The sequence below is a fragment of the Tenacibaculum agarivorans genome (genome assembly GCF_001936575.1).
Lineage (GTDB): Bacteria > Bacteroidota > Bacteroidia > Flavobacteriales > Flavobacteriaceae > Polaribacter > Polaribacter agarivorans.
Window position 1 is genome coordinate 18,108 of sequence record NZ_MSMP01000044.1, and the last position, 16,536, is coordinate 34,643.

The 16,536-nt window shown below is 30.9% G+C and carries 15 protein-coding genes; 12 read left to right on the forward strand and 3 right to left on the reverse strand.

The window, feature by feature from the left end; translation table 11 throughout:
* Positions 1 to 4: 4 nt before the first annotated feature.
* Positions 5 to 391, forward strand: coding sequence for a Co2+/Mg2+ efflux protein ApaG (gene apaG / locus BVC87_RS20925; protein ID WP_075344357.1), 387 nt, complete (start codon positions 5 to 7; stop codon positions 389 to 391).
* Positions 392 to 1,483, forward strand: coding sequence for a DUF3667 domain-containing protein (locus BVC87_RS20930; protein ID WP_075344358.1), 1,092 nt, complete (start codon positions 392 to 394; stop codon positions 1,481 to 1,483).
* Here BVC87_RS20930 and BVC87_RS20935 read toward each other — a convergent pair.
* A complete protein-coding gene (locus BVC87_RS20935) occupies positions 1,480 to 2,172 on the reverse strand; it encodes an NRDE family protein (protein WP_075344359.1) in 693 nt (230 codons plus the stop codon). The two genes, BVC87_RS20930 and BVC87_RS20935, sit on opposite strands and share 4 nt — an antisense overlap.
* 129 nt (positions 2,173 to 2,301) lie before the next feature.
* On the opposite strand from BVC87_RS20935, the gene pruA reads away from it, so the two are divergent.
* The 7 genes from pruA (at position 2,302) to BVC87_RS20970 (ending at position 12,192) form a co-directional block, all read left to right on the forward strand.
* On the forward strand, positions 2,302 to 3,927 hold the full coding sequence (gene pruA, locus BVC87_RS20940) for an L-glutamate gamma-semialdehyde dehydrogenase (protein ID WP_075344360.1): 1,626 nt from the start codon (positions 2,302 to 2,304) through the stop codon (positions 3,925 to 3,927).
* A gap of 130 nt (positions 3,928 to 4,057) precedes the next feature.
* Positions 4,058 to 5,686 (forward strand): DUF1800 family protein, encoded by a 1,629-nt coding sequence (locus tag BVC87_RS20945; protein WP_075344361.1) that lies wholly within the window; start codon positions 4,058 to 4,060, stop codon positions 5,684 to 5,686.
* 28 nt (positions 5,687 to 5,714) lie between these two features.
* On the forward strand, positions 5,715 to 7,355 hold the full coding sequence (locus tag BVC87_RS20950) for a DUF1501 domain-containing protein (RefSeq protein WP_075344362.1): 1,641 nt from the start codon (positions 5,715 to 5,717) through the stop codon (positions 7,353 to 7,355).
* Positions 7,356 to 7,495: 140 nt separating this feature from the next.
* The gene (locus BVC87_RS20955) at positions 7,496 to 8,581 is read left to right on the forward strand and encodes a hypothetical protein (RefSeq protein ID WP_075344363.1); all 1,086 of its coding nucleotides are present in this window, start codon (positions 7,496 to 7,498) and stop codon (positions 8,579 to 8,581) included.
* 137 nt (positions 8,582 to 8,718) lie between these two features.
* Positions 8,719 to 10,911, forward strand: a complete 2,193-nt coding sequence (locus BVC87_RS20960) for a tetratricopeptide repeat-containing sensor histidine kinase (RefSeq protein WP_075344364.1) — start codon at positions 8,719 to 8,721, stop codon at positions 10,909 to 10,911.
* Positions 10,912 to 10,945: 34 nt separating this feature from the next.
* Positions 10,946 to 11,662: a LytR/AlgR family response regulator transcription factor gene (locus tag BVC87_RS20965; protein WP_075344365.1), complete on the forward strand. Its 717-nt coding sequence runs from the start codon at positions 10,946 to 10,948 to the stop codon at positions 11,660 to 11,662.
* 119 nt (positions 11,663 to 11,781) lie between these two features.
* Positions 11,782 to 12,192: a hypothetical protein gene (locus tag BVC87_RS20970; RefSeq protein ID WP_143569867.1), complete on the forward strand. Its 411-nt coding sequence runs from the start codon at positions 11,782 to 11,784 to the stop codon at positions 12,190 to 12,192.
* A gap of 88 nt (positions 12,193 to 12,280) precedes the next feature.
* Here the strand turns inward: BVC87_RS20970 and rsmG are convergent, their stop codons facing one another.
* On the reverse strand, positions 12,281 to 12,910 hold the full coding sequence (gene rsmG, locus BVC87_RS20975; protein WP_075344367.1) for a 16S rRNA (guanine(527)-N(7))-methyltransferase RsmG: 630 nt from the start codon (positions 12,908 to 12,910) through the stop codon (positions 12,281 to 12,283).
* Between the two features lie 140 nt (positions 12,911 to 13,050).
* Here rsmG and BVC87_RS20980 point away from each other — a divergent pair, with 140 nt between their 5' ends.
* The 3 genes from BVC87_RS20980 (at position 13,051) to BVC87_RS20990 (ending at position 16,128) form a co-directional block, all read left to right on the forward strand.
* Positions 13,051 to 14,142 (forward strand): fatty acid desaturase family protein, encoded by a 1,092-nt coding sequence (locus BVC87_RS20980; RefSeq protein WP_075344368.1) that lies wholly within the window; start codon positions 13,051 to 13,053, stop codon positions 14,140 to 14,142.
* A gap of 11 nt (positions 14,143 to 14,153) precedes the next feature.
* Positions 14,154 to 15,341, forward strand: coding sequence for a pyridoxal phosphate-dependent aminotransferase (locus tag BVC87_RS20985; protein ID WP_200799219.1), 1,188 nt, complete (start codon positions 14,154 to 14,156; stop codon positions 15,339 to 15,341).
* Between the two features lie 85 nt (positions 15,342 to 15,426).
* Complete coding sequence (locus BVC87_RS20990; RefSeq protein WP_075344369.1) at positions 15,427 to 16,128, forward strand: hypothetical protein; 702 nt, start codon at positions 15,427 to 15,429, stop codon at positions 16,126 to 16,128.
* Here the strand turns inward: BVC87_RS20990 and BVC87_RS23565 are convergent.
* On the reverse strand, positions 16,050 to 16,536 hold a 487-nt coding region (locus tag BVC87_RS23565; protein WP_200799220.1), incomplete at its 5' end, for a hypothetical protein. The genes BVC87_RS20990 and BVC87_RS23565 overlap by 79 nt on opposite strands.

The following is a 16,536-nucleotide window of genomic DNA, read 5'->3' on the forward strand; positions in this document are numbered from 1 at the left end:
GTGTATGTTTCAACAAATTACTAAAGGAATAAAAATTTCTGTTAAAACTACTTACAATGGCACTATATATAGAGGCTACTTACAGCATTACGCCTTTAGTTATTTTGTAAGTATAAAAAACAATTCAAAAGATACAGTTCAACTATTAGAGCGATTTTGGACTATACTTGATGCTTTAAATGAAGATGAATTTGTAGAAGGAGAAGGAGTTGTTGGACAAACACCAATTATAAAACCTAATGGAGAATACAATTACAGGTCTAATTGTTTTTTATTATCACCCATTGGAGCTATGACAGGCAAATACAAAATGATTAACACCAATACTCAAGAAGAATTCTTAGTAGACATACCAACTTTTCAACTAATCACTACACCTACGCTTAATTAAATGGCGAAAAAAAATAAACCTCAACAATTTAAGAGTTTAAATTGTTTGAACTGCGGATTTCCTTTTTCTGGTCATGAAACGTATTGCCCAAACTGCGGACAAAAAAATAAAGATCATAGAATTTCTATAGGTAATTTTATTAGAGAAGTATTTGCTGGATTTTTCTCTTGGGATGCTAAGTTTTGGAGAACATTATTTCCTCTATTGACAAGACCTGGAAAAGTATCGAAAGATTATATTGAAGGAAAAAGAGTTCGTTACACTAACCCTTTTCGATTTTATCTAACTTCATCAATTATCTTTTTTTTACTGGCTGGAGCCAAACAAACTTACACTGATTATAAAAAACTAACAGCAACTGATGCCAAAGCTTCTTTAGAAAGAAAAGAAGCTAGAACACGAAAAGAATCACTCCAAAAAAATATTTACAAAGGCATAGACAGTTTTACTACAGCTAATGATTCAATCAACAACGCTAAAATAGATTCCACCAAAGTTTTGAAGGAACAAGTTGAAAATTTAAAAATATCATTTGGCAATAATGACAATATTGTACAATTTATACAATTTCAAAAAAAGAACCCTCATCTTACTGTAGATGAAGCATTAGACAGCTTAAAAGTAGAAAAAACATTTAGTAATCTTTTTTGGTATTCTAAGAGTAGAACTATAAACAAATTGATTAGCGATGATGATGAAGCAGAAAAGTTTAGCAAGCATTTTATTTCTTATTTATCGTTTATATTCCTAACTCTTTTACCCGTTTTTGCCATTTTTCTTAAACTGATTTATGTAAGAAGAAAGTTTAATTATATTGAACATTTAATCTTTTCATTTCATACACAAACCGTTGCTTTTATTATTTTAACCTTACTGGTATTAACCAGTTTCTTTTTCACTATTGAAACAACGGATATTTTAACTATATTTTCTATTTCGTTTTTAGTTTACCTATACATCGCTATGCTTAATTTTTATAAGCAAAAATGGTTTAAAACATTTATTAAATTTATTATCGTAAACACTTTGTTCTTTTTACTATTTGCTGTAATATTTTCTGCGTTTTCAATGGTAAGTTTTGCCTTTTACTAATCCTGAAGCATTTCGACATAATCTACGTAAGAAACAGAAACGTCAGTATTCATTTTTTGAACAACCGTAGTACTGATTGTTTCCACTCTTTTTCGTTTCATTTTTGGTGAAATTTCAACATTTCCTTTGTTTTCATCTTGATGAAACTTTAAAATTCTTTCTTGTGTATACAGTTTATTTTTCTCTAACCATGCAGCAAACCATTCCCTTCTTAATACTTTCATCTCTTCAGTGTATAACGTGGAACTCGACCAAATGTGAGGTTCATTGGCCAACTTCTTAAATGATTTCTCCTCGCCTGTCCACACCAATTCATATGCTTGTAACTCTTTACTCCAATCTACCAGCACAATCGTAAACGGTTCAATATCTGCTAAATTTAATTCTTGAATTGCGACAACAACATCTTCAACTTTTAGCAACTCCTTTACAATTACTCCTCTACTTGCCCTATAACTTTCTTTTCTTATATGATTTTCAAAACCCCCGTTCAATAAACAAATTAATCGATCTTTTTCACTAACTCCTATCCAAGTTCCACCCGCTAATACATCTTTAGGGTAAGTTAAAGTCACACCATCTTCAATATAACTAGTCGGTGCAATAGTTTTTCTTTTTGGGTTTTCATCTCTGTTTGAGGTTAAAATAAAATCATTATTTCCTAAAGGAAGATAGGTTACAGTACACATATAATTTTCTTATAAAGTTCTTATACAAAATTTAACACAGGGTAAGCATTTACAAAACCGTAAAAAAACACCTTAAAAATTGTACATTTGCGAAACCAAAATTATCACATCTTAAATCAATACACAACCATGGGAAAAGGATTTTTCAATGTACCGGTTGCAGTTAACGAACCTGTAAAGAGCTACGCTCCAGGATCTGCAGAAAGAGCAGCTGTTGCTGAACAATATAAAACATATTTTAACGGTTCAATGGATGTACCAATGTATATTGGTAGTGAAGAAGTAAGAACTGGAACAACTAAAAACATGACTCCTCCACATGATCATCAACATGTAGTAGGACAATATCATGTTGGAGATAAAACAAATGCACAACAGGCTATTGACGCTGCCTTAACAGCTCGTACAGAATGGGCTCAATTACCTTGGGAGCAAAGAGCTGCTATCTTTTTACGCGCTGCTGAATTAATTGCTGGACCATATAGAGCTAAGATTAATGCTGCAACAATGATTGCACAATCTAAGACTGTACATCAAGCAGAAATTGATGCTGCATGTGAGTTAATTGACTTTTTACGTTTTAACGTAGAGTACATGTCTGATATTTATACTGAGCAACCAAACTCTGACGACGGAATTTGGAACCGCGTTGAGTATAGACCTTTAGAAGGTTTTGTATATGCAATTACACCTTTCAACTTTACTGCAATTGCCGCAAATTTACCAGCTTCTGCAGCAATGATGGGAAATACAGTAGTTTGGAAACCATCTGACAGCCAAGTATTTTCTGCAAATGTAATTATGGAAGTATTTAAAGAAGCAGGAGTACCTAATGGAGTAATTAATGTTGTTTATGGAGACCCTGTTGAAATTACGGATGTAGTATTAGCTTCTCCTGATTTTGCTGGATTACATTTCACTGGTTCTACTTATGTTTTCAAAGAATTATGGAAGCAAATAGGACAAAATATTCACAGCTATAAAACATACCCAAGAATTGTTGGTGAAACTGGAGGAAAAGACTTTATCGTTGCTCACCCATCAGCTAATCCTAAACAAGTAGCTACTGGTATTTCTCGAGGTGCTTTTGAATTCCAAGGACAAAAATGTTCTGCTGCCTCAAGAGTTTACTTACCAAAATCTATTGCTGAAGAAACTATTAATTTTGTAAAAGAAGATGTTGCTTCTTTCAAAATGGGATCTCCAGAAGATATGAGTAACTTTATTACTGCTGTTATCCATGAAGGTTCTTTTGACAAATTAGCTAAATACATAGATCAAGCTAAAGAAGATGATAATGTAGAGATCGTTGCCGGTGGTGGTTATGACAAATCTAAAGGATACTTTATAGAACCTACAGTTTTATTAACTACAGATCCTAAGTATACTACTATGGAAACTGAATTATTTGGTCCTGTAGTTACCATATATGTTTATGAAGATGAAGCTTGGGAAGAAACATTAGCATTAGTAGACAATACATCTGAATATGCGCTAACAGGTGCTGTATTCTCTACAGATAGATACGCTATTGCACAAGCTACTAAAGCATTAGAAAATTGTGCTGGAAACTTCTACGTTAATGACAAACCTACAGGAGCTGTAGTAGGGCAACAACCATTTGGTGGTGCAAGAGCTTCTGGAACTAATGATAAAGCAGGTTCTGCACAAAACTTATTACGTTGGGTATCCCCTCGTTTAATTAAAGAAACATTTGTTTCTCCAACAAACTATAGATATCCATTCTTAGGTTAATTTTTTAAAAAAAATTGAATAGTATAAAAGATTGGAAAAATATTTCCAATCTTTTTGCGTTTATAGGCTAATTGTTATTAATTTTATAGCGGTTATTAACTAATTACTAACCATTTAATAATCCCCACATATGAATTATCTAGACCTACATAGTGAGGCTTTAGGATTACGAAAAGCTAAGCATTTACTTAGAAGGGCTTCTTTTACTTATAATAAAGCTACTCTAAATGAATTTGCAGCCTTAACTCCTGAACAAGCATTTGATCGATTAATAACAATCGAAACTAACAAATTAGCAGAACCTTATGACAATAAACCTGATGGTAGTCCTCATGGTTTTTGGACTTCTAATCCAGATGGATCAGATTTAGATGGTCAGTTTAGAAAAAAAATATACACAGCATACTGGTGGTGGTATAATGGATTGCATCAAAATTCTTTGTTACAAAAGATGACATTCTTTTTGCATACATCTTTTACTGTATCAAAATTTGACGCAGGTTCCTCAGTTCATTTTTATGACCACATGAGGTTACTAGAACACTATGCTTTTGGCAACTTAAAAACCATGTCTAAAAAAATAACCTATGATAATTCAATGTTAGGTTATTTAGATAACACAAAAAATAACGCAAATAACCCCAACGAAAACTACGCTAGAGAGTTTCTAGAGCTTTTTACTATTTTAAAAGCTGAACAAATTGGTAGTGGTGATTATACAAACTTTACCGAATTAGATGTTCAACAAGCCGCTAAGGTATTTTCTGGAATCAAGACAAAATACGACAGAAGTATTATTGATCCAGATACAGGGATACCTATGGGAAGAATAGATAAAAATAGACATGATAAGGATGATAAAACATTTAGTCATGCTTTTGATAATACTGTAATTGTTGGTAATGATACTGAGTTAGGTATTGTTCAAGAGCTGGATGCTTTTGTTGAAATGGTATTTAGTAAAGATGCTACTGCTATTTCTTTTGTAAGAAAGTTATATCGATTCTTTGTAAAAAGTGAATGGGAAGATGATGTTGAAGATAATGTTATTGTTCCTTTAGCTACTTTGTTAAAAGACAGTGACTATGAGGTTCTACCTGTACTAAGGAAATTACTAACTTCTAAACATTTCTATGATGCTGATGATGCTATAGATAATGATGAAATTATTGGAAGTATTGTAAAAAGCCCTTTACAATTAGCCAATGAATTGATTAGCTTTTTCAACATAACAATACCAGACCCTGTAACAGAATCTGATGATTTCTTTGGTTTCTTTAATTTCTTGTATAACTTTTTCTTAAAGTCTGCAAGTATGGAACTTTGGGCTCCTGATTCAGTAGCTGGATATCCTGCACACTATCAGAGTCCTGATTTTGATAGACACTGGTTTTCTTCAAATACGGTTTTAGCAAGGTATAAAATCATGGAAAGTCTACTTTCTGGTAGAAATAAAATTAGATTTAACAGCAACATTAGAGTAGAATTAAACATTGTTAACTTTATTGAAGCAAATATTGCTGATCCTGCCGATGCTACTAATTTAATTACTGAACTAGCTGATTTCTTATATGCTGAACCCATAGACGATCTTAGGAAAGCCTATTTTGCTCAAAATCTATTAGAAGGTTTTGCAGACTATTATTGGACCAATGCTTGGTTAGGATACCAAGGAACTGGAGATGATAGTGTAGTAAGAACTAGATTGAATGCGTTAATCATACAAATGATTAATGCTCCAGAATTCCAATTAATGTAAAAAAGTACCATCCCCTAAAACGAATCCCATGAAAAGAAGAAATTTTATAAAACTAGCTTCAGCAACCTCAGCATTAGGATTAATGCCTTTTGAACTAAGCGCTATTTTGAAAGATATTGATATAGCAGACTGTGGAGATATATCTAATCGAAAATTAGTATTAGTAAATCTTGTAGGTGGTAATGACGGATTAAATTCTGCTGTTCCTATCGATGGTTATGATCTGTATGCTAATCTTCGTCCAACGATAAAAATCCCTAACTCTGGTGCTAATAGTTTTATAAAACTTGATGCATCTTTAGCCGATAATCAACAAATTGGTTTACACCCAGCTTTAACGGGTTTTAAATCATTATATGACCAAGGAGAACTTAGAATTATTCAATCTGTTGGATATCCTTCGCAAAACAAGAGTCATTTTGCTTCTAAAGATATTTATTCAACGGGAAATGATGGAAACAGCTGGAATAACGGAAAAGATTCAGGTTGGATGGGACGTTTTATGGAAAAGTATTATCCTGATGAAGTTGAAGAAACGTATCCTTTAGGTGTACAAATAGGAAATAATAAAACAGAACTTGGTTTCCATGGAGCTGAAGAACATGGACTATCTATCAATATAACAGGGCAAGATCCTGCAGGATTTTTCACAGAGATAAGCGGTGCTGGTGGCGAACCGCCAACTACGATTCCAAATTCACATTTTGGTACAGAATTAGCTTATATTATAGATGTAAATAAAACCTCTAATAAATATGCTAAGTCTATTTCTGACGCTTTCGATAAAGGTAAAAATGCAACTACATATGAAGACAATAATCTTTCCGATCAGTTAAAAACGGTAGCTAGGTTAATTAGTGGAGGATTACAATCTAGAGTATACTTAGTAAGTATTGGAGGATTTGACACACACAATAGTCAAAATCAAGCCAACGGAGATGTGAAAGGAAAACACCACGAATTATTAACTGAAGTTTCTACAGCGATTGAAGCTTTTGTAAAAGACTTAAATGAACAATCTTTAGGTGATGATGTAGTTGGATTGACATATTCTGAATTTGGTAGAAAAGCTAAGGAAAATGGAAACTTAGGAACTGATCATGGTGAGATTGCTCCTATGTTTGTATTTGGAAAACCTGTAAAAGGCGGGGTCTCTGGAACAAATCCAGATTTAACCGAAGCTACAGACAAAAACAACTATCAAATTGAAACGATTCAATACGATTACAGAGCTACCTTAGCCACTTTACTACAGGATTTCTTAGGCGCTTCTGATGCTGTTGTAGATCATGCATTTTTTAATCATTCCAACAGTAAAAGTTTTGTAGATAGTAAAATTGAAGATATTATAAAGAGTACACATTCAATTGCTAAAGGATGTATAGCTGAAGTTACTCCTCAAAACCCTAATCTTGAAGGTAAAGAAGGAAATTGGTTTGTATATCCAAATCCATTTACTGATCGATTAAATTTAAATGCGTTGGTAGATGACATACCTGGAGCAAGCTATAAGCTATTCAACTATAATGGTCAACTCGTTGCCAAAGGTCAAAAAGAAACGATCAATAATACTGTACTCATTGACGTTCCTGGATTATCTTCTGGATTATATATTCTTCAAATAGGAGAAGGAAATGCAAAAGAAGTACACAAGGTATTTAAACTATAAGATAGTTTTTAAAAAGTATTGAAGCACTTTTTCTGAAACAAAAATCCACATATATATAACAAACACCCACAACTAAAGGGTAATCGCTTAGATAAGGTATTAAGTTTGATCTAGTAGGATAAAACATAAAAACACAAATTATGAACTACTTGAACAAACTTAAGCCATTATGTATAGTTATTATATTAGCTTTTTATCATTTACATTCTTTTGGAACTAACCAAAATTATATTGTAAATCAAACAACTACACACAATCAACTTCCCAAAAAATTAATAGGGACTTACGAAGGTACTTTAACAAAATTAACGGGCAGACGTGTCATAAATCCTGAAGGCACTTGTACTCTAAGAAAAACTGGATCTAACTCTTACAGTTTATCTTTTAGCAATGGAGTTGGCACCATTAGAAATGTTAAATTCAATCAAGATGATGATGTTTTTACCGCTACTACAGTATTTAAAGGCAAAAAGCTAGGCATTTCCTTAGACTTGGACGGTAGCTTAAGTGTAGGTAATACTACAGCTTCTAGCTTTATAGCTTTTGAAGGTGATTTAATTACCACCAACTATGGTAGTTTTGAAGATAACGATGATACTTCTTCAAATCAAAACATATTTACTAATGGAAGCTCTACACAAATACAAAATGGGAATCAAAGTATTAATACCAGAGGAAATTCAACTCAAATTAAAAATGGAAATCAGAGTATTAACACTCAAAAAAATGATCATGTAAATATTAGAACAGGAGGCTTGGGTATTGACGCTTCAAATGGAAATGTTAGCATTAGAACAGGAAATGGAAGTATCAATATTGAAAGTGGTACGGAGGAAGAATATTCTGAACACACTTCCACAACAATTAATAACGGTAGAAGATACAGGGGAAATGCGTTTTATGAATGTGCTTCTAATGAAGTTTCTACATTACCTGATCAGGTAATCGGTATCTACACTGGCGAATTAAAAGCACCCGGAGTATACACAAAAAAAGGAATTTGCAAAATTGTAAGAACAGGTTGCAAAGTGTATCGTTTAGACTTTAGTAATGGTGTTCCATCTATCTATGGGGTACAATTTGGAAAAATGAATAACTTTAAAGAATTTACCTCAGTTGTAATAGATGGAGAATATGCTTCCGATATTGAAATTGATATGAGATTTGATGATTTGACTATCGAAAAAGGATTCTGTCCTATTTCATTTGATGGAGAAAAACAATAAATCAAAAAATCTAACTATAAATTCAAGAAAAGTAGACTATTTTAAACATAGTCTACTTTTTATTTTAAATTTAGGTGTAACATTGTTTAGTTTTTTTGTAGATTTCACTCTATATCATCAATTAAACATCTTTTATAATGCCTATAAAAAAAGCTTTTGCAGTTATTTTTTTTCTGTTATATGTATGTATTCATTCACAAAAAAAGGACTATTGTAATGAATGGAAAAAAATCATAGATACTACACAGAATTATAAACTAATTAATAAAATTAGTTGGAAATTAGCATCAAAAGTTGATGATATTTGTCGTGCTAAAATATTTATAAATCAAGGTTATCTTTATATAAACCTCAGAAACGCTGACTCTTCAGCACATTATCTTGATAAAGCTATTTTACTTGCTATAAAAAACAAAAAACAAGAACTCTTAGCTGAAGCTTACAGCAAAAGAGCATATGCACATGCTCTAAAAAATGAAGAAAAAAAGGCTGAGGAAGTTTTAAAAAGAACAAAAAAAATTTTAGCAAACTATCCTAAAAGCGAGCATTGGGTTTTATATTATCAAACTTATGCCTATTTAGCAGACATCAAATCAGATTACAAAACCGCTTTAAAATATACTGATTCTTCTGTTGTTTTTTCAGAAATGAATAACATCATTAATGAACTTCCTTCATGTTATGGGAATCAAGGAACATATGCTATACGGTTATCTAACTATGAAAAAGCGGTGGACAGTTATATAAAAGCAATTACAATACTTGAACGTGAAAACTCTTCAGAAATAGATGTTTATTATAATGTATTAGCTACAGCATATAAAAGATTAGATCAATTTGATTTAGCAATAAAGTATTATAACAAATCATTAATTGCTAACACTAAAAGTAAAAATGATTTTGTAAAAATGCTGACTTACTCTAGAATGTCAGACGCTCAAAAAAAATCAAATTTATACCAACAAGCTATAACATCTATAGACTCAAGTATTCATATTGCAAAAAAACTGAATAACGATAATTTTATAGCAGACGGATATCATTCTAAAGGAACTATTTATTTAGATATGATAAAAGATTACAAAAAAGCAGAAGTTTTCTTAACAAAAGCTTACAATACCAAAATTAAAACTAATTCCACAAAGAAAATGTCAGATATGAATGAATTTAGTATTGTTGATGGAATGGTTAGAATTAGCTTACACAATAAAAATATCACTGAAGCAAAAAAATACATTAATGAATTAGAACAACAACTTAAAAAAACTAATACTGCTAATTTTAGAGAAACATTATATAAACGTAAAAGTTCATATTTTGAATTGATTAAAAATTATTCAAAAGCAAATACATATTTAAAGCTTTTCCACAAAATAAAAGATTCGACAGAAAATAAAACTACTAAAACTAAGGTAGCAGAACTAGAAAAAAAGTATGATACACAAAAAAAAGAATTAGAAATAGCTAACCTCAATGAAGAAAATGCTTTAAAAGAAAAACAAATTGTGCAATCAAAATTAAATCAGAGAGTTCTTATTTTTTCACTAGTAAGCATTGGTTTATTTTTAATTTTTGGATTTTTCACGTATTCAAAAATTAAAAAACAAGGAATTCAACTAGTAGAAAACAATGCTGAACTATCTGAATTAAATGCGGTTAAAAATCGTTTATTCTCCATTCTCTCTCACGATTTAAGAGGAATGCTCATCCCTTTTCAACGTGCTGGTAAAGTAATAAAACATTATGCCGATAAAGGCGATAAAGACAAAACTATTGCCCTTTCTCAAGAACTAGAAAATAATTCTCAAAAATTATCAAATACTTTAGACAATATCTTGAATTGGTCTTTACAACAAATGAATAGTTATAATTATAAAGAAGAACTGATTTCAATAGAAAAAGAGTTATCTGAAATAATAGGAAATTATAGCTATCATGCCAAATTAAAGAATACAGAACTCGTATTAGACTTAGAAAAAGATGAAAATATACTATTTGACAAAGGTGCCTTCCATGTTATTTTTCGAAATTTAATTAGTAATGCTTTAAAATTTACTGAAAATGGAATCGTTAAAATAGTGAGTTCTAAAAGTATCAATTCTTTCAATTTTTCTATTATTGATACTGGCATAGGTATGACCAAACAACAATTAGAACATTTATTTACATTTAGAAACAACAGTACGATTAATGGAACTCAAGGTGAAAATGGTATGGGAATTGGATTAAAAATAGTGCAAAAATTTGTAGAACTACATGAAGGAAAAATTAATGCATCTTCAGAAAATAGTATAGGCACAAAATTTGATTTAAGTTTCCCTATAAAATAAACCTTAAATTTATAAACCGTCTAAGCAACTACTTATGAAAGTATATATTATAGAAGATGAAATATTCCAGCTTGAAGATATCAAAATTTCTTTAGAGAATTTAAACCATATTTGTATTGGCAGTAATGACACTCCAATTGACGCCTTAGATGAAATTGGGAAACTCAATCCTGATATCGTTTTAATAGACATCCATCTTCAAAAAAGAGAAGCTGGTATTCAGCTTGCTGGTAAAATAAAAGAATTTTATAACATTCCTATTATATTTATAACTTCTGAGCAAGACGATACTATCATTGAAAAAGCTTCTACATTAGCTCCAATTGCCTACTTAACTAAACCCATTAAAGAAAGTGACTTAAAAGCATCTTTAATCTTAGCAGAAAAATTAATAAACTCCAATACTACAACCATAGAAACCATAAAAGAGTTCTTTGCAAGAAGCGGCAATAAACTCCATAAAATAAGCCTAGATACAATTTTATACGCCCATACAGACTCAAAAAATTATTGTACCATCGTAACTTTAGACGAGAAAAAGTTCTCTGTTAGAAATTCTATCACGGGTCTTTTAAAAACATTGAATAGTAATCAGTTTATTCAAACTCACCGATCATTTTTGATTAATTGGAATTTTATAACATCTTTTTCTGAAAGTGATCAAAGTATCGATCTAAAATATCATAATCTAAGCATACCTGTTGGTAGAACTTATAAATCAGAAATTTTAAAGCGTTTACAAATAATCTAGGGAAGTTTTCCTCAAAAAAAATCATTTTAGACACTTAAAAAAGCGGTTAATCCACAACAATATCAAAACAAATTTCATCTACAGTACTTTCATCATCAAACCATAAAAATTTAATAATTATGAAATCTGTAAAAAGCATGAAATTAATTTCTAAAGTTGTATTTTTTTTAACCCTCGTTATTTTAGTCTCTTGTAGTGATGACAATGTTCCTGAAGGAGCAAGATTTGTGAATGTACCTGACAATTTAATTACTAGTTATGACGGTGTACTTCAATATACTATTAATAGTGTTCCGCAAGTAACAGAATCAAACGCAACTGCTACACTATCTAAAACAGGAGACAAAACATACAAAGTTACATTTAGTGACGGAGTTCCTGAAATCAAGGGACTTCAATTCATTGAGAACAACGGCACTTTTGCTTCTGCTGCTGGTAATGGAAGTACTGAAGGCGTTTCTCTGAGAACAAATAATTTAAGCGTTGGAGTTACAAACAACGATAAACAATGGCAATTCTCATCAAACTAAGCTAATAATTTTAAATTAAGGTTGTTTAAAAGTAATTGATGTCATTATCAGAAACATTATAATGACTATACTTTAGACAACCTCTTTTTCACCCTTTATACTTTACAGGAAGATGTACTACTTTTTTGGTCTCAAAAAAATCTTCTTCAAAATAATCAGGCAAATCGTAAATCATAGCTTTTGGAAATTTAGCTAACTCTTCTGTTAAATCACCACCTTTAAGATACAAAATCCCATTTTTAAGTTCATGGTTTTGCTTCTTTTGAACTTTATCTTTAATCCATCTATGAAAAGTTTCCATTTGCGCCACTGCTCTACTTACTATAAAATCATAAGTTTCATTTACCTCTTCTACCCTTCCATGTGTAGTTTTCACATTCTCTAATCCTAACCCCTCTACAACTTCATTCACTACTTTTATCTTTTTTCCAATAGAATCTACTAAGTGAAATTTTGTTTCTGGAAATAGTATTGCTAAAGGAATACCTGGAAAACCACCCCCGGTTCCAACATCCATAACTGAAGTTCCAGGATTAAACTCCATTACTTTCGCTATACCTAAAGAATGTAATACATGTCGTAAATATAACTCATCAATATCTTTTCTTGAAACCACATTAATTTTAAGATTCCAATCTTCATACAAATCTTGTAAAAGACTAAATTGTTCTATCTGATTTTCTGTTATATTAGGAAAATATTTTAAGATGATATCCATACGGTAAATTTTGCCTGACAAAAATAAGAACAATTATGAGAAGTTAAGATTTCTACAAATCAATAATTATCGTTAAAAACTTCCGTTATCAGATTATATATGAACTAAAAACACTTATTTTTACCCCTTTAAAAAGTACAATGAATTCGATTAAATTTTCAAGAATAGATAAAGCCAAGTTCTTCAGAACTTTAAATAAAAGAGTAAACGATTACTTTAAAGAAAATAATATTAAGCGAACAGGTAACTGGAAACTATATACAAAAGCTATCATTATGTTTACGCTTTTTTTAGCTCCTTTTGCTATAATCCTTACCGTAGATATGCCACAATGGCTACAATTTTTATTAACTATAGTTATCGGTATTGGAATGGCTGGTGTTGGTATGAATGTTATGCATGATAGTAATCACGAATCTTTTTCTAGTAAAGAATGGGTAAACAAACTTATGGGAAGTAGCATGTATGTTTTAGCTGGAAATGTTTACAATTGGAAAGTTCAGCACAATGTACTACACCACACTTACACTAATATTCAAGATCATGACGAAGATATAGATGCTGGAAGAATTATTAGATTCTCTCAACATACCCAATGGAGACCATTTCATAGATATCAAAAGTATTATTCTCCATTTTTATATGGATTGTTAACCATTAACTGGGCCATAACAACCGATTTTAAACAGATGCATCGTTACCTAAAAAGAAAACTTTCTTATGGTAAATTCCCAAATCCAAAAGTAGAATGGACTAAGCTTATTATTACTAAAATTGCCTACTATGCTATGTGGCTAGTGCTACCTATTTTGGTTTTAGATATTGCATGGTGGAAAGTACTTATTGGTTTCTTTGCTATGCACTATACAGCAGGAATCATTTTAAGTTTTGTTTTTCAACTAGCACATATTGTTCCTAAAACGGAAATGCCTTTACCAGATGAGAGTGGTACAATGAAAAACACATGGGCTATTCATCAATTATACACTACTTCTAATTTTGCTCCAAAAAATTGGTTTATCAACTTCTTTACAGGTGGGTTAAATCATCAAGTAGAGCACCATATTTTCCCTCATATTTCACATATTCATTATAAAAAGATAGCAAAAATAGTAAAGGAAACTGCTAAAGAGTTTAACTTACCATATCACGAATACAAAACAACTAGAAGAGCAATCATTGAACATTTCAAGCATATTGCCGAATTAGGAAAAAAACCACAACTAGCATAATTAACCATACGATGTCAGAAGCATTATCTAACAGAATTAACAGTTTACCTGTATCACAAACTTTAGCTATGGCTGCTAAAGCAAGAGAACTGAAAGGCCAAGGAAAAGATATTATTAGCTTAAGCTTAGGAGAACCAGATTTCAATACTCCAGATTTTATTAAAGAATCTGCTATTGAAGCAATCAATCAGGATTATAACTCTTATACTCCAGTTGATGGATACGCAGATTTAAAAGAAGCTATCTGTACTAAGTTTAAAAGAGATAATAATTTAGATTACACACCTAATCAAATCGTTGTTTCTACAGGAGCAAAACAGTCTATTGCTAATGTAATGCAAGTGTTATTAAACCCTGGTGATGAAGTGTTATTACCATGTCCTTACTGGGTAAGTTATTCTGCAATTGCTACATTATGCGAAGCGGTTTCTGTAGAAATTCCTTCTACTATAGAAACGAATTTTAAAATTACACCTGAGCAATTAGAAGCTGCTATTACTCCTAAAACAAAATTAATATTATTCAATTCTCCGAATAATCCTAGTGGAACTATTTATACAGAAGAAGAATATAGAGCATTAGCTGTTGTTTTAGAAAAGCACCCTCAGATTTTTGTAATGTCTGATGAAATTTATGAGCACATCAACTATGGTACAAAACCATTTAGTTTTGCTGCAATTGAAAGTATGTATGATAGAACAATTACAGTAAACGGTTTGGCAAAAGCTTTTGCTATGACAGGATGGAGAATTGGTTTTATTGGTGCTCCACAATGGATTGCTAAAGCATGTACTAAAATGCAAGGACAAATCACTTCTGGAACTAACTGTATAGCGCAACGTGCGGCAATTACTGCCGTTTTAGCTTCTCCAGACAAAGTACAATATATGGTAGATGAGTTTAAATCTCGTAGAGACATTGTACTTGGATTATTAGAGAAAATTGAAGGTATTCAATTGAATGTTCCTGATGGAGCTTTTTATATTTTCCCAGATATTTCTGCATTCTTTGGAAAAACAATTAAAGGTAAAGAAATTAACAATGCTTCCGATTTTTCTATGTTATTATTAGAAGAGGCAAATGTTGCAACAGTAACAGGAGATGCTTTTGGTGCGCCAAATTGCATCCGTATGTCTTATGCAGCATCTGAATTACAGTTACGCGAAGCTGTAAAAAGAATTAAAGAAGTATTGAGCTAACAAATACTATTTTAAAATAAAAAAAACAGAAGCCTGATTCATTCCAATCAGGTTTCTGTTTTATATAAAGAAAACTAGAAAAAGAATGAATAAGTTGGTTTGTAAATTGAAAAATGTAGATGATTTAAATATGCAAAGTCTACAAAAAAGAATTGATAATGGTTATCGTTTTGTTGTCTATCAATACAGTATATCTTTAATAGCAGGCAATATTTTTACTGTATCTCCAGCATATCTACTAAAAAAAGAAGACACTAAAAAACACACCTTAAAGTATAACTTATTATCATCGATATTAGGTTGGTGGTCTCTAAACGGGGTAACCAATACATTAAAAAGCTTAAAAACAAATTCAAGAGGAGGAATTGACGTTACTGAAGATATTATACTTAATCTCAATCGTGATTCTTTACTTTCAAAAAAAGTAAAAATAAAAGAGCTACATACAATTTTTAGAAAACCTGATAAATCTACCATTAAAGATTTTGTTAAATCGATAGATAAAACTAAGAGTATTAATATCGATCAAAATATATATCTAGGTAGATACCTAAACACTGAAAGCTTTAGTTATTTTATTGCATTCGATACTATTTCTGAGACGAATAAAAAAGAATTGATGACAAGTTTAAGAAAAGTTTTTTACAAGCATGTTCATATAGAAATCTTAAAAATAAATCCAAAAGACGAAATAACACAGAAACTTACTCAACAAGGATTTAAACTACATACAACAAAGCAGAAATCAGAATTTATAAAAGTCATTGCTGTATTAGAACAATTATGAATAACGGAATTCTCCAACCTAAAACGTCTTAAATCCATTCCATAAATTCCTTGAGTACCACTACCGTTTAGGTCACAATTATTTATTTTAACATGTGAGTCACCTACAAATTGAAATACTGGAGCATGAATACCACATTCTAATTCAACAGGAAGATCATGATATGCTTTAATATTTTTAATTTCTAAATTTTTATTGTTAAAAAAATTTAATACTGGAGCATCATCATTCTCGATAATTAATTCTGAGAGACCAACTTCCTTTCCTATAATCCTAAGATTTTTAGTATTCTTTATAGTAAGAAAAAAACATTTGGGCATAAACTTCTCTAATTCAAAAATTGAGAAATTAGGATTTAAAAACCGAGATATATCATCATTGAGTTCTATTTGATAATATTCAGACTTA

What these genes read in the sequence shown, in the direction of transcription:
- apaG (WP_075344357.1), top strand. Translation starts at nt 5, where the DNA reads ATGTTTCAACAAATTACTAAAGGAATAAAAATTTCTGTTAAAACTACT.
- BVC87_RS20930 (WP_075344358.1), top strand. Translation starts at nt 392, where the DNA reads ATGGCGAAAAAAAATAAACCTCAACAATTTAAGAGTTTAAATTGTTTG.
- BVC87_RS20935 (WP_075344359.1), bottom strand. Translation starts at nt 2,172, where the DNA reads ATGTGTACTGTAACCTATCTTCCTTTAGGAAATAATGATTTTATTTTA.
- pruA (WP_075344360.1), top strand. Translation starts at nt 2,302, where the DNA reads ATGGGAAAAGGATTTTTCAATGTACCGGTTGCAGTTAACGAACCTGTA.
- BVC87_RS20945 (WP_075344361.1), top strand. Translation starts at nt 4,058, where the DNA reads ATGAATTATCTAGACCTACATAGTGAGGCTTTAGGATTACGAAAAGCT.
- BVC87_RS20950 (WP_075344362.1), top strand. Translation starts at nt 5,715, where the DNA reads ATGAAAAGAAGAAATTTTATAAAACTAGCTTCAGCAACCTCAGCATTA.
- BVC87_RS20955 (WP_075344363.1), top strand. Translation starts at nt 7,496, where the DNA reads ATGAACTACTTGAACAAACTTAAGCCATTATGTATAGTTATTATATTA.
- BVC87_RS20960 (WP_075344364.1), top strand. Translation starts at nt 8,719, where the DNA reads ATGCCTATAAAAAAAGCTTTTGCAGTTATTTTTTTTCTGTTATATGTA.
- BVC87_RS20965 (WP_075344365.1), top strand. Translation starts at nt 10,946, where the DNA reads ATGAAAGTATATATTATAGAAGATGAAATATTCCAGCTTGAAGATATC.
- BVC87_RS20970 (WP_143569867.1), top strand. Translation starts at nt 11,782, where the DNA reads ATGAAATCTGTAAAAAGCATGAAATTAATTTCTAAAGTTGTATTTTTT.
- rsmG (WP_075344367.1), bottom strand. Translation starts at nt 12,910, where the DNA reads ATGGATATCATCTTAAAATATTTTCCTAATATAACAGAAAATCAGATA.
- BVC87_RS20980 (WP_075344368.1), top strand. Translation starts at nt 13,051, where the DNA reads ATGAATTCGATTAAATTTTCAAGAATAGATAAAGCCAAGTTCTTCAGA.
- BVC87_RS20985 (WP_200799219.1), top strand. Translation starts at nt 14,154, where the DNA reads ATGTCAGAAGCATTATCTAACAGAATTAACAGTTTACCTGTATCACAA.
- BVC87_RS20990 (WP_075344369.1), top strand. Translation starts at nt 15,427, where the DNA reads ATGAATAAGTTGGTTTGTAAATTGAAAAATGTAGATGATTTAAATATG.